At 68.3% G+C, this 22,852-nt stretch carries 27 protein-coding genes; 8 read left to right on the top strand and 19 right to left on the bottom strand.

Annotated features, from left to right (window positions below; translation table 11 throughout):
* Positions 1–141: 141 nt before the first annotated feature.
* The 4 genes from ACGFNP_RS03975 to ACGFNP_RS03960 all read right to left on the bottom strand — a co-directional run bounded on the left by ACGFNP_RS03975 (position 142) and on the right by ACGFNP_RS03960 (position 2,556).
* Positions 142–1,011: a F510_1955 family glycosylhydrolase gene (locus tag ACGFNP_RS03975; RefSeq protein WP_393314512.1), complete on the bottom strand. Its 870-nt coding sequence runs from the start codon at positions 1,009–1,011 to the stop codon at positions 142–144.
* A 33-nt stretch (positions 1,012–1,044) separates the two neighbouring features.
* On the bottom strand, positions 1,045–1,995 hold the full coding sequence (locus ACGFNP_RS03970; protein ID WP_393314509.1) for a M56 family metallopeptidase: 951 nt from the start codon (positions 1,993–1,995) through the stop codon (positions 1,045–1,047).
* Positions 1,992–2,366, bottom strand: coding sequence for a BlaI/MecI/CopY family transcriptional regulator (locus ACGFNP_RS03965; RefSeq protein WP_393314506.1), 375 nt, complete (start codon positions 2,364–2,366; stop codon positions 1,992–1,994). Before ACGFNP_RS03965 ends, ACGFNP_RS03970 begins: the two co-directional genes overlap by 4 nt.
* Before the next feature lie 64 nt (positions 2,367–2,430).
* Positions 2,431–2,556 carry a hypothetical protein gene (locus ACGFNP_RS03960; protein ID WP_393314503.1) on the bottom strand — a complete coding sequence of 42 codons (126 nt, stop codon included), beginning with the start codon at positions 2,554–2,556 and terminating at the stop codon, positions 2,431–2,433.
* Positions 2,557–3,098: 542 nt separating this feature from the next.
* Here ACGFNP_RS03960 and ACGFNP_RS03955 point away from each other — a divergent pair.
* Positions 3,099–3,494: a DUF6153 family protein gene (locus ACGFNP_RS03955; RefSeq protein ID WP_393314500.1), complete on the top strand. Its 396-nt coding sequence runs from the start codon at positions 3,099–3,101 to the stop codon at positions 3,492–3,494.
* A 79-nt stretch (positions 3,495–3,573) separates the two neighbouring features.
* A complete protein-coding gene (locus tag ACGFNP_RS03950; RefSeq protein ID WP_393314497.1) occupies positions 3,574–4,191 on the top strand; it encodes a DUF305 domain-containing protein in 618 nt (205 codons plus the stop codon).
* Positions 4,192–4,355: 164 nt separating this feature from the next.
* Here ACGFNP_RS03950 and ACGFNP_RS03945 read toward each other — a convergent pair whose 3' ends face one another.
* Positions 4,356–4,499, bottom strand: a complete 144-nt coding sequence (locus ACGFNP_RS03945; protein ID WP_393314494.1) for a hypothetical protein — start codon at positions 4,497–4,499, stop codon at positions 4,356–4,358.
* A 214-nt stretch (positions 4,500–4,713) separates the two neighbouring features.
* Positions 4,714–5,814 (bottom strand): HoxN/HupN/NixA family nickel/cobalt transporter, encoded by a 1,101-nt coding sequence (locus ACGFNP_RS03940; protein ID WP_393314491.1) that lies wholly within the window; start codon positions 5,812–5,814, stop codon positions 4,714–4,716.
* Positions 5,815–6,009: 195 nt separating this feature from the next.
* Here ACGFNP_RS03940 and ACGFNP_RS03935 point away from each other — a divergent pair, with 195 nt between their 5' ends.
* On the top strand, positions 6,010–7,353 hold the full coding sequence (locus tag ACGFNP_RS03935) for an MFS transporter (protein WP_393314488.1): 1,344 nt from the start codon (positions 6,010–6,012) through the stop codon (positions 7,351–7,353).
* Between the two features lie 38 nt (positions 7,354–7,391).
* Here ACGFNP_RS03935 and ACGFNP_RS03930 read toward each other — a convergent pair whose 3' ends face one another.
* The 5 genes from ACGFNP_RS03930 to ACGFNP_RS03910 all read right to left on the bottom strand — a co-directional run bounded on the left by ACGFNP_RS03930 (position 7,392) and on the right by ACGFNP_RS03910 (position 12,049).
* Positions 7,392–8,567 carry an aminotransferase class V-fold PLP-dependent enzyme gene (locus ACGFNP_RS03930; protein ID WP_393314485.1) on the bottom strand — a complete coding sequence of 392 codons (1,176 nt, stop codon included), beginning with the start codon at positions 8,565–8,567 and terminating at the stop codon, positions 7,392–7,394.
* A complete protein-coding gene (locus tag ACGFNP_RS03925) occupies positions 8,564–9,367 on the bottom strand; it encodes an amino acid ABC transporter ATP-binding protein (RefSeq protein ID WP_358329764.1) in 804 nt (267 codons plus the stop codon). Before ACGFNP_RS03925 ends, ACGFNP_RS03930 begins: the two co-directional genes overlap by 4 nt.
* Positions 9,364–10,014: an amino acid ABC transporter permease gene (locus tag ACGFNP_RS03920; protein ID WP_393314482.1), complete on the bottom strand. Its 651-nt coding sequence runs from the start codon at positions 10,012–10,014 to the stop codon at positions 9,364–9,366. Before ACGFNP_RS03920 ends, ACGFNP_RS03925 begins: the two co-directional genes overlap by 4 nt.
* Positions 10,015–10,029: 15 nt before the next feature.
* On the bottom strand, positions 10,030–10,854 hold the full coding sequence (locus ACGFNP_RS03915) for a transporter substrate-binding domain-containing protein (protein WP_393314479.1): 825 nt from the start codon (positions 10,852–10,854) through the stop codon (positions 10,030–10,032).
* A gap of 217 nt (positions 10,855–11,071) precedes the next feature.
* The gene (locus tag ACGFNP_RS03910) at positions 11,072–12,049 is read right to left on the bottom strand and encodes a LuxR C-terminal-related transcriptional regulator (protein ID WP_393314476.1); all 978 of its coding nucleotides are present in this window, start codon (positions 12,047–12,049) and stop codon (positions 11,072–11,074) included.
* Positions 12,050–12,231: 182 nt separating this feature from the next.
* Here ACGFNP_RS03910 and ACGFNP_RS03905 point away from each other — a divergent pair, with 182 nt between their 5' ends.
* Entirely contained in the window at positions 12,232–12,465 is a 234-nt protein-coding gene (locus ACGFNP_RS03905) for a heavy-metal-associated domain-containing protein (RefSeq protein WP_393314473.1), read from the top strand.
* Between the two features lie 81 nt (positions 12,466–12,546).
* Here the strand turns inward: ACGFNP_RS03905 and ACGFNP_RS03900 are convergent, their stop codons facing one another.
* Complete coding sequence (locus ACGFNP_RS03900; protein WP_358329778.1) at positions 12,547–13,074, bottom strand: carboxymuconolactone decarboxylase family protein; 528 nt, start codon at positions 13,072–13,074, stop codon at positions 12,547–12,549.
* 61 nt (positions 13,075–13,135) lie between these two features.
* Between ACGFNP_RS03900 and ACGFNP_RS03895 the strand changes: the two genes are divergently transcribed.
* Entirely contained in the window at positions 13,136–13,873 is a 738-nt protein-coding gene (locus ACGFNP_RS03895; RefSeq protein ID WP_393314470.1) for a GNAT family N-acetyltransferase, read from the top strand.
* A 37-nt stretch (positions 13,874–13,910) separates the two neighbouring features.
* On the opposite strand, the gene ACGFNP_RS03890 is transcribed toward ACGFNP_RS03895, so the two are convergent.
* Positions 13,911–14,768 (bottom strand): class I SAM-dependent methyltransferase, encoded by an 858-nt coding sequence (locus ACGFNP_RS03890; protein WP_393314467.1) that lies wholly within the window; start codon positions 14,766–14,768, stop codon positions 13,911–13,913.
* 98 nt (positions 14,769–14,866) lie between these two features.
* Here ACGFNP_RS03890 and ACGFNP_RS03885 point away from each other — a divergent pair, with 98 nt between their 5' ends.
* The gene (locus tag ACGFNP_RS03885) at positions 14,867–15,253 is read left to right on the top strand and encodes a BlaI/MecI/CopY family transcriptional regulator (RefSeq protein WP_393314464.1); all 387 of its coding nucleotides are present in this window, start codon (positions 14,867–14,869) and stop codon (positions 15,251–15,253) included.
* Positions 15,250–16,038, top strand: a complete 789-nt coding sequence (locus ACGFNP_RS03880) for a M56 family metallopeptidase (protein ID WP_393314461.1) — start codon at positions 15,250–15,252, stop codon at positions 16,036–16,038. Before ACGFNP_RS03885 ends, ACGFNP_RS03880 begins: the two co-directional genes overlap by 4 nt.
* Before the next feature lie 219 nt (positions 16,039–16,257).
* On the opposite strand, the gene ACGFNP_RS03875 is transcribed toward ACGFNP_RS03880, so the two are convergent.
* The 6 genes from ACGFNP_RS03875 to ACGFNP_RS03850 form a co-directional block, all read right to left on the bottom strand.
* Positions 16,258–16,449 carry an NlpC/P60 family protein gene (locus ACGFNP_RS03875; protein ID WP_358329793.1) on the bottom strand — a complete coding sequence of 64 codons (192 nt, stop codon included), beginning with the start codon at positions 16,447–16,449 and terminating at the stop codon, positions 16,258–16,260.
* Between the two features lie 423 nt (positions 16,450–16,872).
* Complete coding sequence (gene tuf, locus ACGFNP_RS03870) at positions 16,873–18,069, bottom strand: elongation factor Tu (RefSeq protein ID WP_393314458.1); 1,197 nt, start codon at positions 18,067–18,069, stop codon at positions 16,873–16,875.
* Positions 18,070–18,624: 555 nt separating this feature from the next.
* Positions 18,625–19,518 carry a LysR family transcriptional regulator gene (locus ACGFNP_RS03865; protein WP_393314455.1) on the bottom strand — a complete coding sequence of 298 codons (894 nt, stop codon included), beginning with the start codon at positions 19,516–19,518 and terminating at the stop codon, positions 18,625–18,627.
* A gap of 290 nt (positions 19,519–19,808) precedes the next feature.
* A complete protein-coding gene (locus ACGFNP_RS03860; protein WP_393314452.1) occupies positions 19,809–20,621 on the bottom strand; it encodes an LLM class flavin-dependent oxidoreductase in 813 nt (270 codons plus the stop codon).
* Positions 20,618–21,472: an alpha/beta fold hydrolase gene (locus ACGFNP_RS03855; protein WP_393314449.1), complete on the bottom strand. Its 855-nt coding sequence runs from the start codon at positions 21,470–21,472 to the stop codon at positions 20,618–20,620. The genes ACGFNP_RS03860 and ACGFNP_RS03855 overlap by 4 nt, the downstream gene beginning before the upstream one ends.
* A gap of 241 nt (positions 21,473–21,713) precedes the next feature.
* A complete protein-coding gene (locus tag ACGFNP_RS03850) occupies positions 21,714–21,860 on the bottom strand; it encodes a hypothetical protein (RefSeq protein WP_393314446.1) in 147 nt (48 codons plus the stop codon).
* 140 nt (positions 21,861–22,000) lie between these two features.
* Here ACGFNP_RS03850 and ACGFNP_RS03845 point away from each other — a divergent pair, with 140 nt between their 5' ends.
* On the top strand, positions 22,001–22,588 hold the full coding sequence (locus ACGFNP_RS03845; RefSeq protein WP_393314443.1) for a hypothetical protein: 588 nt from the start codon (positions 22,001–22,003) through the stop codon (positions 22,586–22,588).
* Positions 22,589–22,852: the final 264 nt, after the last annotated feature.

Below are 22,852 nucleotides of genomic sequence, written 5' to 3'. Positions count from 1 at the left end.
AGGTTCTGCCGCTACGGGGGAGCTCCCGCAGGCTGCGTGGACGGCGATCCGCGACCGTCGGCGGCGCAGCAACCCGGCAGGCATCCGGGCATGGCCGCATGAGCGGGCGGCAGGCCGGCTTGTGGCGTATGCGCTGGCAGGTTAGTTCGCGGGGGCGAAGGCTGTGGTGAACGTCTTGCCGCCGTCCTTGGACTCAAGGACGGTGCCGTCTTCCAGTGCGGCCAGGAGTCGCCGGCGGTCCACGGCGGTGAACGCGGTGGCCTGGCCGGGTAGCTTGCCGACGGTCGTCCAGGTCTTGCCGTCGTCCTGGCTGGTGTGGATGCGGCCGTCGGCCCCTGCGCCCACCATCAGGCCGGTCGCCAGGACGTCCACATGGCTGAGCAGCGGGGCGTTCGGCACCTCGACGAAGTTCACGCCGCCGTCCTCGCTCACCTTCAGTCCTTGCGGGGTGGTGGCGTACAGGCGGGTGGGCTTCTCGGCGCTCACGCCCAGGTCGAGGACCTTCTCTTCGGTGCCTTGGGTCCAGGTGGCGCCGCCGTCCGCGCTGCGCCAGACCTTCGAGGTCTGGCTGTCGAAGGCGTACAGGTTCTCGCCCGCGAGTTGGAGGGAGTGGAAGTCGGCGGAGCCGTCCTGCGAGATCGTTTTCCAGGTGAGCCCCGCGTCGGTGGAATGGATCAGTCCGAGGTGCGGCGGACGATCCGATGAGACGTCCTCGGCGGCGGGATGGCCGCTGGCCAGGAAGGTCTTGGGGCCGGTGATCGTGAAGCCCATGTGGTCCTGGTTCCGGTCGGCGACGCGGGCGATGGTGGTCGGGGAGGTGACCTTGAACAGCCCATAGTGCCCGGCGACGTACAGGGCGCCATCGGCCGGATCGACGCCCACTCCGTGGACGTGGCCCACCCCAAGATCGGACCCGCTCGTTCCGCCGTGCTCTGGAGGTGCCTGTCCGCACGCGACCAAGGCGAAGCTCAGCGCGGCTGCCGAAAGCAGCCGCCGACCCACATGTTGCATGGCCAGATACTACTACGGTCTATCGTAGTGAAGTCAGAGACCGAGGAGCGAATGGCAGTGGTGGGCGAGGAACGCGCTCACCCCCGGCACCATGGCCAGGGTCACGGGACCCGCGAGCAGCAGCGTCACCGCGAGCAGGCCGGCCAGGCGTTCCCGCCGGTCCAGCGGCGCTTGCGGTCCGAGCATCCGACGTACCCGAGCCAGGGCGGTCGCACCGCCGGCCCCGAGGGCGAACGCGGGCACCTTGCCCGTCGCCAACTGGACGAGGGCGGCGGCGATGTGGATGCGCGGGTGGCGGCGTGCCGCGACGTCGTCGGCCAGTAGCTCGACCAGCCGGATGATCTCGGTTCGGGCCCGCGCGAACAGCGGCACCCTCGGGAAGGCTCGCGTCAAGGTGTCGGCGGCGGCCAGCACCAGATGGTGGTGTCCGTTCAGGTGCGCCTGCTCGTGTGCGAGCACCGCCGCGACCTGCTCGGGTGCCAGCGAGCGCAGCGCCCCGGTGGTGATGACCGCGTGCCCGTTCCGGCCGGGCAGGCAGTACGCCAGCCGCTGCTCGTAGTCGACCACCATCGCTCCGAGATCGACGTCGTGCCGCCCCAGCAGAGCCAGCGCGTCGGCGTGTCGCCGTCGTTCCCGGCGGGCGCCGAACAAGACCGCGCCGCCCATGTACGCGAGTCGCGCCAGCAGCAGCCCGCCCACCGTGAGGCCGATCCGGGTGCTGGTGGTGCTCAGCGTGGCCCCGTCGTTGAGCAGCATGGCGCACGCCTCGAACAGCCCGGCCAGCCCGTGCCCCACCACGGAGGCGGGCACCGCCACCGCGAACGCGGCCAGCAACGCCGAGGCGACCACCGATGCGCTCGCCGCCTGCCACATCGCGATCGCCAGCCTCGGCGCGCGATCGGCCCAGCCAACCCGCCCCAGCACCCTCGGCAGCACCACGGCCGCGAAGACGGCGTACAGCGCGAGGATGACCGCCACCGTCATGAGTGGCGTCCTGCTCGCGGGTAGACCTGAAGTGCCGTCTCCAGCGCGCTCGCCTCCTCGGGGCTGAGTCCTTCGAGGAAGTGCACCAGCGTGGCCGCCTGGTTGCCGCTCCTGCCCAGGGATTCGCGCATCACGTCGGCGGTGTACGCCTCCTTCGAGGACACCGCCTCGTAGATGTAGGCCCGGCCAATCGGCTTTCGCTTGAGCAGGCCCTTGGTGTGGAGCTTGTCCATCACGGTCATAACGGTCGTGTAGGCGAGGGTGCGGTCATTCAACAGGTGCTCGAGGACGTCCCTGACCGACGCGGGCGCCTTGATGGCCCACATCCGATCCATGATCGTGGACTCCAGCTCTCCCAGGCCACGCACCATCGGACAGTCCTCTCCACCTTCGGTCAGTCCCATGCTACCGGGGATCGTAGATAGCGGCCTTGGGTCACGCGACAGCGTCCAGGCGGTCGGCCGCGACTGTGGCGCGCTGGAGGCGGATCAGGTCCTTGGGGGTATTCACGGCGCCGACGGGCACGCCGCTCCTGGCGAAGGCGATCGCGAATCGGTTCACGTCCGGTTCCCCGGTTACCAGGCAGCTCTCGTCAGCCAGGTGCGGCAGTCCGGCGGTCTGGCTGCGGGCGCCGTGCATATGGGTGGCGAAGGAGGGGAGGCCGGCATCCGGCTTGGCGCTCGGCGCCGATCAGGGTGATGTCGCCGGTGAAGCCTTCTCGCCTGAGCGTCTGCACGGCACGCAGGCCGGCCAGGGAGGCGCCCCTCGGGGGTTAGTTATCTGCACCAAGAGGAGACAGACGTCATGAGCGGCACGTACAAGGTGAGCGAATGACCTGCGGCGGACGGAGATTTCCAAGGTGGACGTGGTCACCGGCGTCGAAGTTGACTCACCAGCGGCACGGTCACCGTGGCTGGAACCGCTGAGGAGGCCCTGGTTCGCGACGCCGTCGAAGGGGCGGGCTACGAACTGACCGCAGTCTGACCTTCCTTCCGGTGAACGGATGCCTGCTGCGCGCCGTACCTCTCCATATCGGCGTACTACGAAGTGTGTTAGTAGAGTGGTGCGCCACGGAAGGTATCCGTTCACCGAGGAGAGGGCTGGTGGGAGTGCTGGAGCGGCGTCTCGCGTTGCGGGTCGTGCGCGGCTTCCTGCTCGTCATCCTCGCCTTGGGCGTATACGGGATGCACACGCTGGGGCATGCCGAGTGCAGGCACGGTGGTTCGCCGGGCGATGCGTCCGTCATGCTGCGGGAGTCTGTTTCCTCGGGAAGCCAGGGGGTCGTGCCCGGTGGGGGTATGCCCGGGCTCGATCCGACGAGCGTGTGCCTGGCCGTCCTGACCTCGTTGGTGATCGTGCTGGTGCTGGCCGCCTGGATCAAGGACCGGCGCCGTACCAGCGCGAACACCCGGTCCTCCTCATCTGTCCAGCGGGTCGCCAGACCCCCGCCGAAGACCACCTCCTTGCGCCTGGCACGTCTTTCGATGTTGCGCATATAGGCCGCCGCCCACGCGGACGGGCTCCGAGGCTGTCCGCGACCAGGCCGGCAGTCCCAACACATCGAGAGAACACACCACCATGAACAAGATTTCGTACATCGTCGCCGGGGGCGCGCTCGCTCTGCTGACCGCCTGCGGGAGCAGCGGCGACTCCAACGCCGACTCCATGGCGACACATGGGGGAATGGCCAGCAGCAGCGCCCCGGCCGCCACCTCGGCCAGCGCGCAGCCGTCGGCGTCAGCGACGTTCAACGACGCGGACGTGATGTTCGCGCAGATGATGATTCCGCACCACGAGCAGGCCGTCGAGATGGCCGACATGGCCGCCACGGGTGCCGGCGATTCGGAGGTCAAGGAGCTGGCTACCAAGATCAAGGCGGCTCAGGACCCGGAGATCCAGACCATGAAGGGCTGGCTGACCGACTGGGGCAAGCCTCTACCCGAGGGCGGAATGGGCCACGCGATGCCGGGCGTCATGTCGGAGGAGGACATGAAGAAGCTGGAGGCCGCCAAGGGTAAGGCGTTCGACAAGCTGTTCGTCCAGCAGATGATCGAACACCACAAGGGTGCGATCGACATGGCCAAGACCGAGCAGGCCAACGGTTCCGACCCGGAGGCCAAGGAACTGGCCAAGACCATCGAGACCGCGCAGCAGGCCGAGGTGGAACAACTCCAGAAGATCGCCGACAGGCTCTGACAGCCGAAGACCTGCCCGGGCGCGCTCCCGCGCCCGGGCGGTCTCATCTCGATGGAGGGTTCGACAATGTCCGGGGAACGGCGCCTTCGCATCGCGCTCGTGGCGGTGGGGGTAGTTCTTGTCGCCGGGGTGTACCCCCTGATCCGAGCCTCCCGCGGCCCCGTTCAACCACCTCCGAACGCCACCATGATGCCCATCGAGCTGTTGTAGGCGGTCGGCTCGCTGTACTGGGTGTGGACTCGGTTCCGGTCACCGAGAGAGAAGGACAGGTTCGGTTCGCAGATGCTGAAGTCCGATACCGATCCCATGTACGCCATGAGCGGTGCGTTTGGATGCCCGTCGGTGTTCGCGCTCGCCGGATGCCAGTCCGTAGCGGCTCCGCGAGGGCTTGAACGGCAGGTTTCAGACACCGGCGGTCATGCCTGACCCGCCGATGAGGACGACGTCTTCCCCCGTCCCGGTTTCCGTATGCGCGATGTTCCCCGTGTCCACATTAGTACTACACGTGAATAGTAGATCTGTTCATCGGGAGTCGGCTTCGGCGGTCACCGCTTGGGCGTAGCGCTGTTCGAGCTTGGCGAGCTTCCAGTACGCGACGCTGCCCAGCCAGGTCAGCAGGAAGGCGCCGACGATCACGTAGCCGATGGTGTTGAGGTCGATGGCGGCGAGAGCGGCCCAGGGCTGGCGGTCGGCCAGGCCGAGTTGGTCGGCGAGGATGCCGAGCAGTTCGACGGTGCCGACGGCGAAGGCGACGAAGATGGACAGGCCGGTGGTGGAGAGGTTGTAGTAGATCTTGCGGAGCGGGTTGCTGAAGGCCCAGTCGTAGGCGTGGGACATGAACGCGCCGTCGAGGGTGTCCCACAGCGACATGCCTGCGGCGAAGATCAACGGTAGCGAGATGATGGCCAGCGGAGGGAGTTGGCCGCCCGCGGCTGCTCCGGCGGAGACGCCGATCAGGCCGACCTGGGTGGCGGTGTCGAAGCCGAGCCCGAACAGCAGGCCGACCGGGTAGATGTGCCAGCTGGCGTTGATCAGCCGGGTGTAGCGGCCTTTGAGCAGGCGGTTCAGTAGGCCGCGTTCGGCCAGCAGGCGTTCGAGCCGCTCCGGTTCGTAGGCGCCGTGGCGTACCTGTCGCCACATCTTCCAGATGCCGGCGAAGATGACCAGGTTCAGCCCGGCCACCAGGTAGAGGAAGGCGCCTGAGACGGTGGTGCCGATGATGCCGCCGATGTCGGCGAACGAGCTCTGGAACCGCACGGCCGCCTGCGTGGCGAACGCGACCGCCACGGACAACGCCAGCACGACGGTGGAGTGGCCGAGCGAGAAGAACAGCCCCACGCCCTGCGAGGGCCGGCCCTTCTGCAGCAGGAGCCGGGTGGTGTCGTCGATGGCCGCGATGTGGTCGGCGTCGAAGGCGTGGCGCATGCCGAGCAGGTAGACGATCCCGGCGGCGGAGGCGAAGACGAGCTGGCCGCGGCCGTCGGTCAGGTTGTGATAGGCGGGTTGGGCGTTGTAATAGGCGAACAGTCCGAAGCCTGCCACGTGCAGGGCGGCGACGACGCCGAACAGGGGGATCAGACGTAGGACGTCGGTCCGGGTGAATCGTCGACTGCTGGTCTGCATGGGAGCCCTCCGTAGCTTCTGCACAAGGCTAGCAACTGCGGACTATTCGCTACTAAATGGCATAGCAGATGAAGCGTCCCCTGAGAAATCCGCATCGTAATCGGAATACCCATAGGGGGTATATGGTTCCGGGCGGGTGTGAGGGTCTGCCGGATCTTCCGGGAGGCCGGTCTTCCAACCTCAGAGGAGCTTGCGATGAGGAAGTTGCCGCTCGCGATCTGGGCGATGGTGCTCGGCGCCTTTGCCATGGGGGCCGACGAGTTCATCGTCGCCGGAGTCGTACGAGAGATAGCACAGGCACTCAACGTCTCGATCGGTGCGGTCGGTCATCTGGAGAGCGTGTACGCGCTCGGCGTGGCCGTCGGCGCCCCTGTGTTCACCGCGCTGGGCACCCGGTTCGGCCGGCGGTCGATGCTGCTGCTGACCACCGGCGTCTTCCTGCTCGGGAACCTGATCTCGGCCCTTGGGCCCACGTACGCGTTCATCATGTCCGGCCGGGTCGTCTCCGCGATGGCACATGGGGCGTTCCTGGGCATCGCGGCGGTCTTCGCGGCCGAGCTCGTGGATCCGGCCCGCAAGGGGCGGGCGGTGGCGGTGGTGTTCTCCGGGCTGACCGCCTCCACGATCCTCGGCGCGCCCATCGGGGCGGCGGTTGGGCAGGCGCTGGGCTGGCGGTTCACGTTCTGGACGCTGGTGGCCTTCGGCGGGCTGGCGCTGCTCGGCCTGCTGGCCGCCTTGCCCCAGCAGACCGCCGTCCACCAGCACGTCCACCAGCACGAACACCAGCCCGAGCACCAGCACGAGCACCACGGGCCCGCAGCCAGTCATGAGCAGCACGTTGCCGGGAGTGAGTTCGAGGGGCTGGACGCGCACGCGCTGGCCCATCTGGGAGGCGGTGGCCAGGGGCCGTCGATGCGCGAGCAACTGGCCGCGCTGCGCCGCCCGGCGGTGTGGGGCGCGCTGCTGACCACGATGCTCGGCTACGGCGGTGTCTTCACCAGTTACGTCTACATCGCTCCGCAGCTCACCGAGGTGACCGGGTTCGGGTCCGGCTGGGTGACGCCGTTGCTCCTGCTGTTCGGGGTGGGCCTGTTCGCGGGTAACGCGCTCGGTGGGCGGCTGGCCGACAAGAGGACCATGCCCGCCGTGATCGGCACGCTCGCCGCCTTGGCGATCGCGCTGTTCGTGATGACGTACACGATCGAGGCGCAGGCGACGGCCGTGGTGATGATGCTGGTGTTCGGCACCGCCGCCTTCGCCGTGGTGGCGCCGCTGCAGTTGCGGGTGATGACCGCGGCGGGGCACGCGCCTGACGTGGCCTCGGCGGCCAACATCTCCGCCTTCACCCTCGGCAGCGCCGTCGGCATCTATCTCGGCGGCGCGGCCATCGACGGCGGCCTCGGACTGGCCTCGGTCAACTGGGTCGGCGGCCTGCTGACCACCGCGGGCCTGCTCACAGCCCTGATCACCTGGGCGGCCCTTGACCGCCGCCAACCCGCCGACACCCACCACCACGAACCGGTGGCACACCACCACTGAACGCGATCTCCCCGGGCACCGTGCCCGGGGAGATTTCGTCATGCACGGAGTCGGGTCAGTTCCTCGCAGAAGCGGGCCAACTCTTCCTCGGAGTTGTAGTAGTGGACCGATGCACGCACAAGTTCGGAAATGTCGCGATCGGTCATGTCCAGGAGCGTTGACGGGGCCCGCGACACGCTGACGTTGATCCGGCGCTCCGCCAAGTACTCCTTGATCGTCTCGGCGGCAAAGCTGTCGAGGGTGAAGGTGACGATGCCGCAGCGTTCGGCGCCGACGTCGCGCACGGTGCAGCCGGGGATCGCCGCCAGTCGTTCCCGGAGGGTGTCGCCGAGCAGGTAGACCCGGTCCCGGATGTCCTCAAGCCCCCAGGCCAGGGCCTCGTCGATCGCGGTCGCCAAGCCGACCCGCCCTGCGACGCCGTACTCCCAGTTCTCGAACCTGCGGGCGCCCGGCTGGATCTCGAAGCGGTCGGGCGCCGTCCACCTGGCGGAACGCAGGTCGAGGAAGGGCGGATCGAGCTGGTCGAGCACGGCCCGCCGGACGTACAGCAGCCCGGTCCCGCGGGGCGCGCGCAGGTATTTGCGGCCGGTCGTGGAGAGAATGTCGCAGCGGATGTGCTCGACGTCGACGGGGATCTGGCCCACCGACTGGCACGCGTCGAGCAGGTACAGCACGCCCGCCTCAGCCGCGATCTTGCCGATCTCCGCGGCCGGGTTGACCAGGCCGCCGTTGGTGGGGATGTGAGTGACCGAGATGAGGCGTACGCGCTCGTCCATCATCGCCCGCAGCGCGTCCACGGAGAGCTGGCCGAGCCCGTCGTTGGGCACCACCTCGACCCGCACGCCATGGCGGCGGGCGACCTGCAGGTAGGCGATGAAGTTGCTGGCGTACTCGGCCTTGCTGGTCAGGATCCGGTCCCCGGGGCGGAAGGGGATGGCGTAGAAGGCCAGGTCCCAGGCGCGGGTCGCGCTGTCGACGATGGCGATCTCGTCGGGGGAGCAGTTCAGCAGCCTGGCGGCGGAGCCGTACGTCGCCTCGACGTTTTCGGCGGCGCGGGCAGCCGCCTCGTATCCGCCGATTTCGGCTTCCAGCCGGAGATGCCCGACGGTCGCCTCCAACACGGGCGTGGAGGGCAGCGAGGCTCCGGCGTTGTTGAGATGGACGGTGTTCGCGGTGCCCGGGGTCAGCTCCCGGGCCCGTGCGAGGTCGATCACGTTCGCTCCACGTTCTGGGGTGAGGGGTGGCCGTTGTGTGAAGGGCCGATGAGGCGCAGGAAAGCCTGTACGCGGGGGTGGGCGGGCGCGGTGAAGAAGCGCTGCGGGGGAGCCTCTTCGATGACGTTCCCACCGTCCATGAACACCACCCGGTCGGCCACGTCACGGGCGAAGGCGGTCTCGTGCGTCACGATCACCATGGTCATGCCGTTTCCGGCCAGGTCTCGGATGACCTGCAGGACCTCGGCGTGCAATTCGGGGTCGAGCGCGGAGGTGGGCTCGTCGAACAGGATGACCTGAGGCTCCATCGCCAGTGCCCGGGCGATGGCGACGCGCTGCTTCTGCCCACCGGACAGGGTGGCCGGATAGCAGTCGCATTTCTCGTCGAGGCCCACGAGCGCGAGCAGTCGCCGTCCGAGGCCGTCCGCCTCGGTCCGGCGCAGGCCCCGTACGGAGATCGGACCCTCCATGACGTTCTGCAGTGCCGTCAGGTGCGGAAACAGGTTGAACTGCTGGAAGACCATCGCCGAACGCCGCCGGATCTCGCGCACCCGCGCGGCCCTGGAACGCCCGCGCCCGCCGCAGTCCACCTGGTTGCCGCACATGCTCACCGTGCCGGTGTCGGGCTCTTCGAGAAAGTTGAGGCAGCGGATCAGGGTGGTCTTGCCGGAGCCCGACGGGCCCATGACCACGACTACCTCTCCGGGCCGTACGTCCAGGTCGATGCCCTTGAGCACCTCGTTGTCGCCGAAGCGCTTACGCAGCCCGCGCACGCTGACGATGGGTTCTGGGGTGGTCATGTGGCGTAGGCCTTTCTCATCCGGCGTTCGAGGGCCTGCTGGCCGACCTGTAGGAGAGTGTTGATCAGCCAGTACATGAGCCCGACGATCAGCAACGCGTCCATGTAGCGGAACGTCGAGGTGCCGATGCCCTCAGCCACCCTGGTCAGCTCCACCACGGTCACCGCGGACGCAAGTGAGGTGTCTTTCATCAGCGCGATGAACCGGCTCCCAACGGGCGGCAGAGCGATCCTGATGGCCTGGGGGAGGATGACGCGGCGCAGCGTCTTCCAGTACGGCATCGCCATCGAGGCCGCCGCCTCCCACTGTCCCTTGTCGACGCTCAGGACGCCGGCGCGGAAGTTCTCGCTGAGGTAGGCGGCGGTGAACAGGGTGAACGCGATGATCGCCGACGGGATGGGGGGAATCTCCAGGCCGATCTGCGGCAGCCCGAAGTAGATGATCATGATCTGGATCAGCAGCGGTGTGCCGCGGAAGACCGACACGTACGCGGTCGCCACGGCCGAGAGGACGCGGTTGCCGGAGATCTTCGCCAGCATGATCGCGGCCCCGAGGATGCTGCCGAGGATGAAGGAGATCACACCGAGGAGAAGCGTGATCATCATGCCGGTGAGGAGGTCGGGAAAGGAGTCGACCAGCAGATCCATCAGTGCCTTCCCTGTTCAGTTCGCCGGAACCTTGGCCAGTTCCTGGGTCATGTCGAGGCCGCCCAGCCATTTGCGGGAGATGGCGGCCAGGGTGCCGTCGGCGATCATGGCGCCCAGCGCCTTGTCGACGGCCTGCTTGAAGCTCGCCGAGCCTTTCGCGAAGGAGATCCCGTTGACCTCCGATTCGAGCAGTGGTCCTGCGGTCTTGACCTTCAGATTGTTCTTCGCCGCCAGGAACGCCCCTTGGAACCGCGACACCAGCACGGCGTCGGCCCGCCCTCGCGCTACCTCGGTCAGCCCGAGTGTGGCGTTGTCGTAGGTCTTGATGTCGGCGTCGGCGACGCTCTTCTTGGCGAAGGCCGCTTGCGTGGTCCCGGCCGTCACGGCGATCTTCTTGCCCTGGAGGTCGGTCAGCCCGCCGATGGCGGAATTGGTGTCGGCCACGAAGATCGAGATCCCGTTGACCTGGTACGGGCGGGAGAAGTCCACCTGCTTGGCACGTTCCGGTGTGATGGTCTGGCCGGAGATGACGGCGTCGAACCGGCCGGCCTGAACGCCCGCGATGAAACTCTGGTAGTTGGAGGCGACGAACTCGACCTTGGCGATGCCGAGCCGCTTGGCGAGTTCGTTGGCGACGTCGACGTCGTAGCCCGCGGGCTTGCCGCCGTCCAGGAAGTTCCACGGCGGGTTCGCCTGTGTCTGGGCCACCCGGAGGATGCCGGACGTCTTGACCCGCTGCAGGAGATCGGCGGCGTCCGCGGAGCCGTGGCCGCACGCGGACAGGGCGATCAGTAGAGCGGCGGACACGAGGCTTGATCGGATACGTACGTTGTTTGCCACCGTGGGCTCCTTGTGACGCGGTAGTAGCCCGGCTCTGAACCCCCGTGAACCGTGGACATCCCCTGGATAGGGCTTATCTGTCCATGGCACATACGGTGGGCCAAAATGTCCGGAGCGTCAAGTACCCCCACGGGGTAATTTGTCGTATGTGCTGCTCATCACGGGTGAGTAGCCAAGGTTGTCGGGTAAGGGGGTCACATTTACGGACTTGGGGAGGTTAGTCCAGCCAGCCCAAGCGGGCCGCGCGTACGCCGGCCTGGAAGCGGCTGCTCGCGCCCAGCATCGTTGTCAGCTCGCCGACCAGCCGGGTCACGGTGCGCGTGGAGACACCCAGCCTGCGGGCGATCACGTCGTCCTTGGTGCCGGCCGCGAGCAGGAGGAGCACCGCGCGTTGCTGCTCAGTCAGCGCCGTGCCGTCAGCGGAGCGAGGTACGTCCTGCGGTTCCGACGCCGTCAGCCAGAGGTAGTCGTAGATCGTGGCCAGGGACCTCACCACGTTGGCGCCGCGGATCAGCACGGCCCCCGCCCCGACGTCCTCGGGGTCGGCCTGGACGACCGCGACCCGCCGGTCGTACACCAGCATGCGCGTCGGTACGACCGGCGCGACCCGGACCTCGACGCCCTCCGCCACGCGGTCGCGCAGATGATCGCGCATCAGCGGGTCGGACAGCGTGATCTGCGCGTGAATGCTGCGGATGCGGACGCCTCTGCCCAGCGAGATCTTGGTGCGTTCGGTGCCACCGTCCAGTCCCCGCGCGGACCAGGTGGCGGCCGGGTGCATGCCCACGATCTCGTGCCGGGCCATCTCCGCCAGTTCGTTGAGGCGCTGGTTGAGCCGGGTGGCACGCTCCTGCCGCGGATAGAACTCCACCTGGGTGTCGTCGTGCGGCCGCTGTGCCAGCCCCAGGTAGTCCCGAGCCAGAGAGGCGGTCAGAACGTGCTGTTCCACGAGCTTGTCCAGGGCTCGATGACCGTGTTCGAGGCTGAGCGCCAGCGCTGTGGACGTCTCGACGCTCAGCTCGGACCCGGGGATGAGCAGGCCGAGACGGACCAGGCGGTCGCGCGCGGCGGCCCGCTGCCGTGCGGTGAGGCCCAGAGCGGCCGACGCGTCGGCGACGCTCTCGCCTCTGGTGTGGACGCGTTCGTACAGGGCCTGCGCGAGGCGGTCGGCCTCGGCAGGGGGATCATCGCTCACGTCACAGTCCCCGTCATCGCGAAAAACATGACATATCGCCAAGTGATTCACCAAACCGGCGTGTCTTGTTCGCGCCATGGCGTGATCTCGAACCCTCCAAGGCCCGCCACTCGGCTCCCGGTGCGGCAAGATTTCCACCTAGGCGCGCGCCGATTTCCACCGTTTCGATACTTGGAGGATGGATGATCACTGTCGCCTACAGCCTGACCACCTACCGCGTTAACGGCCTTTCCGAGGCGAGCTGCGAACACTGCCTGGCGAGCATTCGCTCCGAGCTCATCCTGGTGCCCGGCATCGTCGGCGTCGACCTGAACGCCGAGGAGTCGAAGATCAGCGTCCTGACCGACGGCCCGGTCGACGACGCCTGGATCAGGGACGCCATCGATGCCGCCGGCTGCGACATCCTGAGCTCCTGACCAGGTGCCCTTCCGGACGCCGGCATGCCCCGCGTCCGGAAGGGCTCATTCAGGGTGACGAGCCCGGCGGCGCCTGTCCGTCTATACCGTCTGCTCGGCGGGTTCGAGTCCGGCGAGGAGGTTGAAGGAGCCGGTCAGCAGGTTCAGGGCGACCAGACCGGGGATCTCGGCGATGATCCGGTCGTTCCATCCGTGTCCGCGTAGGTCGGCGATGTCCTGGTCGGTGAGTGAGGACGGTTCGGCCAGGACGCGGACGGCGACCGCGATGAGGGCGGCCTCACGGGCGTCGGCGGAGGTGCCCTGCCGGGCAAGGGCGATGTCGGCGTCGCTCAGCCCCGCCGCCCGGGCTGCCTGCGTGTGCGCGTCCATGCAGAGGCCGCAGCCGATCCATTCCTGCAAGGCGAGCGAGATCTTCTCGCTCAGGCTACGGGGAAGTTTGCTCCGTTTCATGGCGCCTGAGAGGTCGAGGTAGCCCTGGAGCATCGCCGGCGAGTGGGCCATGGTGGACACCATCTCACCGACATTCCCCCTGCGGCTGATGATGTCGTTCAGCAGCTCGCGTGACTTGCCGGGCGCATCAGCGGGGTCGAGTGCGGTCAGGCGTCGCATATGTTCCCTCCTCAGACTTATGGTGTGGATACTATACCCCTGCACCGTATAGGAGTGGATCATGTCGCCAGAATGCCGGCTCGCCGAACACCTCGCCCGTTGGCTCGGCTCATGGCCGCCGCGTCGCGAGCTTGACATCGTCGGCGAGCCGGGACGGGCGCTGCCCGGTTGGGATGGCAGGTTTCATCCCGTGCTCGGGGTTGCGACGCCGGAGCGCGGCGTGCTCTCTGTCCCACCGGAGCATGCCGATCCGGTCGCGCGGAGATACGCCGGAGTGGGGACGCTCACGGCGTTGGGGCCGCGGCTTCCCGAGATGGTCGGTTATCCGAAGCGGGGCTGGTTCACCGCCGTGTACCGGTGGACGGCCGACCCCGCAGTCCTTCCTGAGCCGGGAGCGTGGGTTTCGGCTGCCGATCCGGAGGTTCCGGAGTGGTTGCGCGTCTTCGGCGGGGACGTGCTGGTCGCCCGGGATGTGGAGACGGGTGCCCACCTGGCGGGTGTGGGGGTCAAGCGCCATGACGTGTACGGGCATGAGCTGGCCGTCGTGACCGTCCCCGAGGTGCGGGGGCGAGGCTTGGCGCGCGGGCTCATCGCGCAGGCCGCGCGGCGGGTTCTCGACGAAGGGGCGATACCCACGTACATGCATGCCCTCGACAACCATGCCTCGGCCGCCGTGGCGACGGGGGCGGGCTTTGCCGACCGCGGATGGACCTCCTACGGCCTGACGGAAGAAACGACAGTGGCCAGGCCGCCCGGATTCGACGTCATCGCCGGCAGTCTGGATCGAGAACCTTCGTGACGCCCTGGCCGGGAGGGGTCGTCCGCGGCGAGCACGTTCACCATCGAGCGGTGACCAGCCAGGCCGCGCTCCTGAGAAAGACTCCGGCCGCCGTCTCGTGCGAGGCGAGGCGCTCGCGGAGCGCGTCGAGCATCTTGGCTCTCGTCGTTTCGTCAGCCTTGTCGAGCAGGCTGCTCACCGGGCCCATCTGGGCGACGAAGCCGAGCACGTCGTTCACGTTGTCCCCGAGCCTCATGGGCTCGTCTACGGGGTCCACGCTGATCTGGGTGTAGCCGGCTGTATGCAGGAGATCGGTGATCCGACTGGATGCCGCCAGGGAGAAGGGCCCCGGGCCGTCGCCGGCAAGGGAACCGGGCAACGGGACGAACGAGGCCAGGACCGCGCCCAGCTCGGCGATCCATTCGTTTTCGAGCGGTTTCCGCCAGCACAGGAACGCCAGACGCCCACCGGGGCGAGTCGCCCGCCCAATGTTGGTGAAGGCCGCCACGGGATCGTTGAAGAACATCACCCCGAAACGGCTGATCACCGCATCGACGCTCGCCGCGGCGAAGGGGTGAACCTGGGCGTCGGCCTGTTCGAAGCGCGTGTTGCCGAGGTTCTCGCTCTCGGCTCGGTGGCGGGCCTGCTCCAGCAAGGGAGCGGACAGGTCGATGCCGAGTGCCTGGCCGTTTTGTGTGCTCCGAGCGGCCATGCAGGTGGTCTGGCCGCTTCCGCACCCGATGTCGAGCACGTGGTCCCCGGGAGCGATGGCGGCCGCCTCGAACAGGTGGGGACTGATCCTTTGCATCATCTGGTCGTAGCGATCCCGGTGGGCGACCCAGTGTCGGCCGTCGCCCTCGTTCCACGCCTTGGCCTGTTCGGGGTTGGCGACGGACGTAAGTTCGTTGTGCGACATAGAAAACTCCCTTAACTCGTACGTTCATGTACGAGAAGACCCTATCGGACGATCTACTATCAATCGATAGTACTCATGTCGGATAGTAGTATGACGCCGTGCAGGATGAACTGGATCGGGCGGTCGCCGTTCTCGGCCCGCTGGAGGGGCGGCTCATGCGGGCCGTCTGGACCGGAGCGGTCGCGGAGCCGTTCGTGGTCCGGGACGTGCAGGAACTGGTGCCGGAGCTGGCCTACACCACCGTGATGACCACGTTGCGAAGGCTGGCCGACAAGGGATTGCTGGCCGCTCATGCCGAGCCGGGCCGCCGCGCTCACGCGTACCGGGCCGCGGTCACGCCCGCTCAGTTCCTCTCCCAGTCGAGCCGTCAGGCCGCCGCGAGCTTCGTGGACAAGTACGGCGACGCCGCACTGGCCGCTTTCGCCGCCCACCTCGACGGCCTGTCGCCCGAACAGCGGCGCCGCCTGCAGGAGCTGACCGAGTGATCGTCTACCTCTGGCGGCACAACCGCATCGGCCTGGCCGTGCTGACCGGACTGGTCGGCGTCCGCCTGGTGTGGCACCCCAACGTTTCCGCCGGGATGACGATGGCCCAGTGCTGGCTCGTCTCCATCGCCGTCGTGTCCGGGGCAAGCCTGCTGGCTGTCGCCGCCCGCGCCACCTGGCTCGGCGTCGCCGCCGCCCGCAGCCTGGCCGTACTCCCGCGGGCGGCCGAACCGGCCGGTCTCAAGGGCGCGATACGGCGAACCGGCGCTCCAGGTGTCGTCTGCCTGGCCGGTGCGGACCCGGCGGCCTTCTGCGCGGGAGCGCTGCGGCCACGGCTCTACCTCACCGCCGGGGCCGCCGAGATGCTCCCGGCCGAGGAGCTCGACGCGATCCTCATCCACGAGGCCGCACACGCCCGGCGCCGCGACCCGTTGCGCCGTCTCATCCTCCGCGCCACCGCTGACGTGCTGTTCTACCTTCCTCTGGCACGATGGTGGTTCCGGCGGCAGAGCGAACGGGCCGAGCTGTCAGCCGACCGAGCCGCGATCGACCGGCTGGGCGCCAAGGCGGTGGCACGGGCACTGACCCGCATGGACGGCGCCGGCCTCGCACCGGCAACAGCCGCGGCTTTCGACGGCGCCGCCGAGGCCAGGGTCGCTCAACTGCTAGGCGACAGTTTGCCGATCCGCAGGCCGTCCAGAGCCGGAGTGATCTTCTCCCTGACCGGCCTCCTTGTGGTCGTCAGCCTGGTCATGTGCATCGCGCAGGCAGCGTGGACGCCTTGACGGCACCGGTGTGGGATGTGTCTAGTGCGTCGGCTTTGGCCTTGCGCTGCTGGGCCGCTGAGGCGTCGAGGGTGACGCGGGTCGAATCTCGAACAACGTCAAGCTTTTCACATGGTCGTTCCACCATCCATGATCGGGATCAGAGCGTGGAGGACCAAAGCTGGCGCAGTGTGGGCGGTCTCACTGGTTCGGCGGACACTTGATCTCCGAGCAAGGAGGTCAAGGGCGAACCGCGCCGAGCAGGCGGGCGCGCCAGTAGTCGTCGAGGTCGGACACCTTGATGACGTCTCCGGTCTGTGGCGCGTGGACCATCTTCCCATTGCCCGCGTACATGCCCATGTGTCCCAGCCCCTTGCTGAAGAGCAGGTCCCCGGGCTGCAGCTCGTCCAGCGATTCGCCGAACCGGTTCACTATCTTTCATAGTAGATCTGCCGAGGCTGAGGCATCTTCGCACCAAATCGACTTCACCGCCGAGTCGCGTTCCCACATGTCCGTCCGTCTACCGCATTGCGCTGGACCAGCAGCAGCACCCGAAGCCCGACGTACTACGTTGCCCGCGTCGAGTGCTGTGCCTGCGCCGCGTCACGAATCGTGCTTGCGACAGTCGTGGGGGGGGGGGCCCGGGCCCGGGCCCCCCCCCCCCCCCGGGGCCGCCCCCCCCCCCCCCCCCCACCCCGGGCGGGGGCCCCACCCCCACCCCCGTCGCGTCCGGCGGGCGGCCGGGGGGGGGGGGGCGCCCCCCGCGGGGGGGGGGGGGCGCGGGGGGGGGGGCGGGGGCCCCCCCCCCCCCCCCCCCCCCCCCCCCGACCGCGTGGACCGTACTCGCGACCGCCGTCAAGCAGGTACGTCGAGTACCGTGCCCGCGCCGACCGTCAGGCCGCCCTCGCGGATCGCGAAGCCGAGACCCGGCTCCAGCGCGACCGCCTTGCCCAGCTCGACCCGCACCTCGACCGTGTCGCCCGGCTGGGCGGGGTCGTCCAGGAGCAGCTCGCCGGGTACGTCGGTGGTGCGCAGGTAGAACTGCGGCCGGTAGCCGGACGCGATCGGCCGGCGTCGACCGCCCTCCTCGGGCGTGAGGAGGTAGATCCGGGCGGTGAACGACCGGCGGGCCCGCTGGCTGCCGGGCGCGGCCAGCACCATGCCCCGCCGCACCTGGTCGCGGCGGACACCGCGCAGCAGTACGGCGGCGTTGTCGCCCGCCTCGCCCCGCTCCATCGTCTTGCCGAACGTCTCCACCCCGGTCACCACCGCGGTGAAGCCACCGCCGGCCCCGGCACCCGGCCCGGCGCCGTCGTCGAACCCGACGACGCCCACCGTGTCGCCCACGCGGACCGTGCCGCGCTCGATGGCGCCCGTGACGACCGTGCCCCGGCCGGTGACCGTGAGCACGTTCTCCACCGGCATCAGGAACGGCGCGTCCACGTACCGCACCGGCACCGGGATGTGGTCGTCGACCGCCTGGAGCAGCGTGCCGATCGACGCCGTCCACTCGGGGTCGCCTTCCAGCGCCCGCAGCCCGGAGACCCGGACCATCGGGACGTCCCGGTAGCCGTGCTCGGCGAGCAGGTCGTGCAGCTCCAGTTCGACCAGGTCGGTCAGCTCCGGGTCGGCGCCGTCGGCCTTGTTGACCGCGACGACCAGGTGCTCGACGCCGACGCGCCGGGCGAGCAGCACGTGCTCCCTGGTCTGCGGCATGATGCCGTCCTGGGCGGACACGACGAGGATCGCGCCGTCGAGCTGCGCCGCCCCCGTGATCATGTTCTTCACGTAGTCGGCGTGGCCCGGCATGTCCACGTGGGCGTAGTGCCTGGTGTCGGTCTCGTACTCGACGTGCGAGATGTTGATCGTGATGCCGCGCACGGCCTCCTCGGGCGTGCGGTCGATCCGCTCGAACGGCGTGTACGTCGCCTGCCCCCGCTGCGCGAGCACCTTGGTGATCGCGGCGGTCAGCGTGGTCTTGCCGTGGTCGACGTGGCCCATCGTGCCGATGTTGAGATGCGGCTTGTTACGGACATAGGCCTGCTTGGCCATGATGTTCTTCCTCTTGGAGTCCTGGATGTGCTGTGACCCGCACGGGCCGACTACCTCCCCCCGCCGGGTCACCACAGAGACATCCGGGAAAAAGACTTACGGGAAGAGGTCAGCGCTCCAGGCCGTCGCAGGCACGCTCGAACGCGCCCGCGTTGGCGGGCGTCGCGAGGTGATCGTGCCTGAACATGAGGACCATAGTGGGACCCTCAGCGCCGCCACGCAACGCAATATTCCCGCCGGTCTTCCGGCACCGCCCCGATCGTCAGGCACCGGGCAGTGTGTCCCTTGAAACGCAACGGCTGGACGGTCGCCGAGTGGGTGGGCGACCGCAGCCCGGATGCCACTCGGCGGCTGTTGAACCGCGCTGGGACACCTCGGGTGCGATGAGTGCCGTCCGCCGGTTCGCCGTCACCCGTCTGGCGCCCTCAACAAGATCGGAGAGGCCGGGCCGCCACGCGACCCCGGCGACCCAATGCTCGACCACAGTTGATCAAACACGCGGCACGGACGTTGAGTTTCCTGCCAGGGCGTGCCGGTAGGCCCAGTCGTTCGCTGTCACATCTGGTCGGCCAGCCCGTTGGCGGCTTCAACGGCGATGTCGATGGCGCGGGTCGCGAGTGGCGATTGGGTGCGTCCGGCCGGCCAGTACAGGTACCACGTGCAGGCGGGCGATGGTCGCAGTCGATGGATGCTGAGCCGGTCGTCGGACCAGACATCGGACCCGTGGAGGCCGAGCCATGGCAGCACCGCCGAGCCTATGCCCGCCCGTACCATTGACACGATGGTTTCGTGGCCCGCGGTTCGGAACACGATCCGCGGCCGCGCGCCATCGCCGGCGAGCGTCCGCTCCAACCATTTCTGGTGATCGGTGGGAGGCCAGGCGACCATCGGAGCATCGTCGAGCAACTCCACCCGTACTGGACCATCGGGGAACGCGCCGGCGCGGGCCACCAGGAGGTACGGCTCTTCGAGCAGCTCGACGTGCTCGACGTCGCCTTCGATCCGGCCGTAGTGGAACAACAGGTCGAGATCTCCGATCTGCGGATCCTCCGGCCCCGCCTCGGACAGCCTGATGTCGCAGCCGGGGTGCTCCTCCAGCAGCCGGCGCACGACGGCCGGCAGGATCAGCTTGGTCGAGCCCTGGAAGGTGCCGATGTCGATCCGGCCGTTACCCGCCCTGAAACGATCGACGGCGTCGGCCAGCGCCTCCGCCTTCGTGAGCAGCTCGCGCCCGTGGGTCAAGACCACCTCGCCAAGTGGAGTGATCCGTACCGGCCTGGGACCTCCGGGCCGGTCGAAGACGGCACCACCGACGGCCTTCTCCAACGCGGCGATCTGCTGGCTCACCGACGATTGGGTGTAGCCGAGCCGACCCGCGGCTCGTCCGAACGTTCCTTCCTCGGCGATAGCGGCCATGGTCCTCAGATAGCGCAGCTCGACGTCCGCCATAACGCCACAGCATAGCGAATAGCGATTAATTTGATCGAAAACAATCGCTTTTCTTGATGTTCTGGGTGACTCTAAGGTCATCGACATGACGGTCTACAGCACATCCATTCCGGACGCGGCGGCGCTCAGCAGCCCACCATCCCGCCTGGCGGCGACTCATTACGTGAGTCGATCAGGCCCACATCCCGGTGGCCATCCCGTGCGTCTCGTGGGTTCGGCCCCGCCATGAAGCCGTCCAGTGACATCGTGAAGTGCCAGAACACCTTCCCGCCGCGGTCCGCGGCGCCTTCTCACACCGCTGGGCCATCGCGGAGTACGCCACGCACGGTGTCGAGCCGTACACCCGGGTCGAGCTCCGGCAGCCACCAGGTTGCGCCGGCCTTCGCGTACGGCTCGGGATCGACGCCGGGCGGCAGGCTGATGGCGATGTCGTAGGCGGCCATTTCGCCATGTCGCAGTTCGGTGAGGGTGCCGACGACCTCAGCGAGCTGGTCCGGGTGCTCCAGATTGATCGGGAAGAAGCCGTCGAGCCGGGCGGCCCGGCGGATCGGCTTGGCGTTGCCGGGGAATCCGGCGGCCCACACCGGCACGCCGGGCCGCTGAACCGGCCGCGGCAGGAACGTGATGTCGTCGACGGTGTAGTGCTCGCCGCGATGGCGCACCGGCTCGCCGGACCATGCGGTGGCCAGGATCGTCAAGGACTCGTCGAGCATCCGCCCGCGCTGCCGGTCGTCGAGCTGCTCGCCGGTCTTGGACAGCTCGCCGCCGAACCGGTCGCTGCCCAGGCCGACGCCGAGGGTGAGGCGGCCGGCGCTGAGCCGATCCAGTGTCGCGGTCTCGCGTGCGACCTTGACCGGTCGCCGGCGGGCAAGCGTCGACACCATCGGGCCGAGCCGCAGCCGCTCGGTCGCGGTCGCGACCGCCGCCAGCGCGATCCACGGGTCGGCGACCTGATGGACCGGCGCCCGCCAGGACAGGTGATCCCACACGAAGAAACCGTCCCACCCGGCTTCCTCAGCGTCGGCGGCCAGGCGCGCCACTGCCCGTGGGTCGGCGAGGTCGTCGAAGAGCGGCAGCCAGAGTGCCGACCGTAGCCGGTTCATGAGCGGCCCCCTTCCGTGTGCCGCACCAGACCCGACACGAAGTCATTCCACACCGGCCCCGGCAGGTCATGTCCGGCCCCCTCCAGGACCAGTAGCTCGGCATCGGGGATCGCGTCGCGTAGCGCCTGTCCGTGCGGCAGGGGCAGGAAGGGGTCGTGGTCGCCGTGGACCACGAGCGTCGGCGCCGCGATGTCGCCGAAGCCGCCTCGCGCAGGCCCATCGAGCCCGATGGCGTAGTGGTTGACCAGAGTCGAGGCGTAGCTCCTGGTGCGCGCCACGTCACGTTCGGCCAACGCTCGAATCGCGGTCTCGTCGAAGTACGGAGAGCCACCGGCGAACGCCCTCGCACCGGCGACCACGTACTCGACGACCGCGGCCGCGTCGCGGGAATCAGGCTCGGCCGGCATGGCCAGCCCGCTCGAGGGCGGCGGGAGGTCGTCGGCCCCGGTCGAGGCCGAGACGAACGTCAGCGACGCGACCCGATCGGGATGGTCCACACCGAGGATGAGCCCGCTCCCGCCGAACATCGACTGACAGACCACGTGGGCGCGCTCGATGCCCAAGGCGTCGTGGACGCCGAGTACGTCCAGGGTCAGGTCGGTGAAGGAGTACGCCGGCTGTCCCGGCGGGTAGTAGGTCGACCGGCCGGTGTCGCGATGGTCGTACCGGATCACGAACCGGCCACGGGCGGCGATGCGTTCGCACAGTTCGGCGTCCCACCACAGCATTGAGGCAGACGCCCCGGCCACCAGTGTGATCGCCGGGGTGGCGCGGTCTCCGAAGGTCTCGACACACAACTCGACGCCGTTGATCTCGAGGAGCTGCTCGCCGTTGGATTGATTAGTGTTCATGTCCGGCACGCTATGCCTGGCAGCTTCATCGTGAAAAGTGATGATTTTCGATCGTTTTGATCGCTTATGCTGATGGGTGTGGTCAGGCTGGAACGCACGAAGACCCACCTGGTCTGTGAGCAGGGCCGCAAGCTGTCGGCCGCGGTGGTGACCGCCGGGCAGCAGGGCGATAGCCCCGACGTCGGCGGGGGAGTGAGGCGTGCATTCCGGGCAAGGCCGACCAAGACGCTCACCAACGTAGTCATAGGTAGCGCTGAGCCAGCAGATGGGCGATCGCCCAGTCCTGCATGGCAACGCTGGCGGTCTTGAAGACCGTGCGTCCTGTGCTGCTGGGCGCGCCGTCCGTCAGGGCGGTTCCCGGCTCGATCAGATGGTCCTCGGTGATCACACCGTGTTCGAACGCCCCGAGCGTGGATGTCGAGTTCTCACCCGGTGGCGTGAAGGGGATTCCCCCGTACGAGGGAGGCGCGCCATTGCCCCTTGACGGGAGGCTTGCGGCGTCATAGATGTTCGACGTCTGGAGGGCATGTGGCTGCTTCGCTGCGGGTGCGGGTGGCGGTTTATCTGCTGCTGTGTGGGCTGGTGCCGTGGGCTGCGGTGAAGACGGTGTGGACTTTTGGTGGTGATGCCCTTGGAGTGAGAGGCGCGGTCTGGCTGCGGGGGGTCGAGAGCGATGGGGATGCCGTCTATCGGGCGTTGGCGGCTGTTGGCGTTGATCTGACGGTGCTGATGGCGCTGCTTGGGGTGTTTCTCGCTCTTGGGCTGGTGCATCGGTGGGGGATGGTCTTTCCGCGATGGACCCTGCTTCTCGCTGGGCGTCGGGTGCCTGCCCTCTTGCCCCTGATTCCGGCCTGGGGGGTGGGGCTGTGCCTGGGGGTGTACGGGGCTGTGCTGCTGGTCATGGTGCCGCTCAGCCTTGTCGGGGTGATTTCGCGGTTTGCGCCACCGGCGCCCTTCACCACCAGTGGGGACGTGACATGGATGATCTTGTTTGGGGGGCTGGCCTTCGGAGGGCTCGGGAGCGCTCTTGTCGTGGGGGCGTGGTCCTACGGTCGGATTGTGCGCCCTGGCTTCACCTTGTTCGGTCCCGCTGTCCACCGGCGCAAACGAGAGTGATCTCGGCATTCCGTCAGCTCGATGGTCGGCTGCGGTGGGGGCAAGCCGCTGCGGGTGCTGAGCAAGACTCCTCTGAGACGGCGGGTTCCGGTGCGGGCTTGTCCGGTTCCGCCGTCACCGGAGTGGCGGGGACGAGCAGGGCTAACAGTCCTAAAGCGACGCTCGCGATCCCCGCTTTCCATCTGGCCATGGGTACTCCCTTCGTGGAAGAGCGTTGGGCGAAGGAGATCGTCAGCCGCTGGACAGGCTCTGGATCTTTACTGA

This window comes from Nonomuraea sp. NPDC049269 (assembly GCF_043197155.1).
Classification (GTDB): domain Bacteria; phylum Actinomycetota; class Actinomycetes; order Streptosporangiales; family Streptosporangiaceae; genus Nonomuraea.
This window is presented reverse-complemented; position numbering and strand designations above follow the sequence as displayed.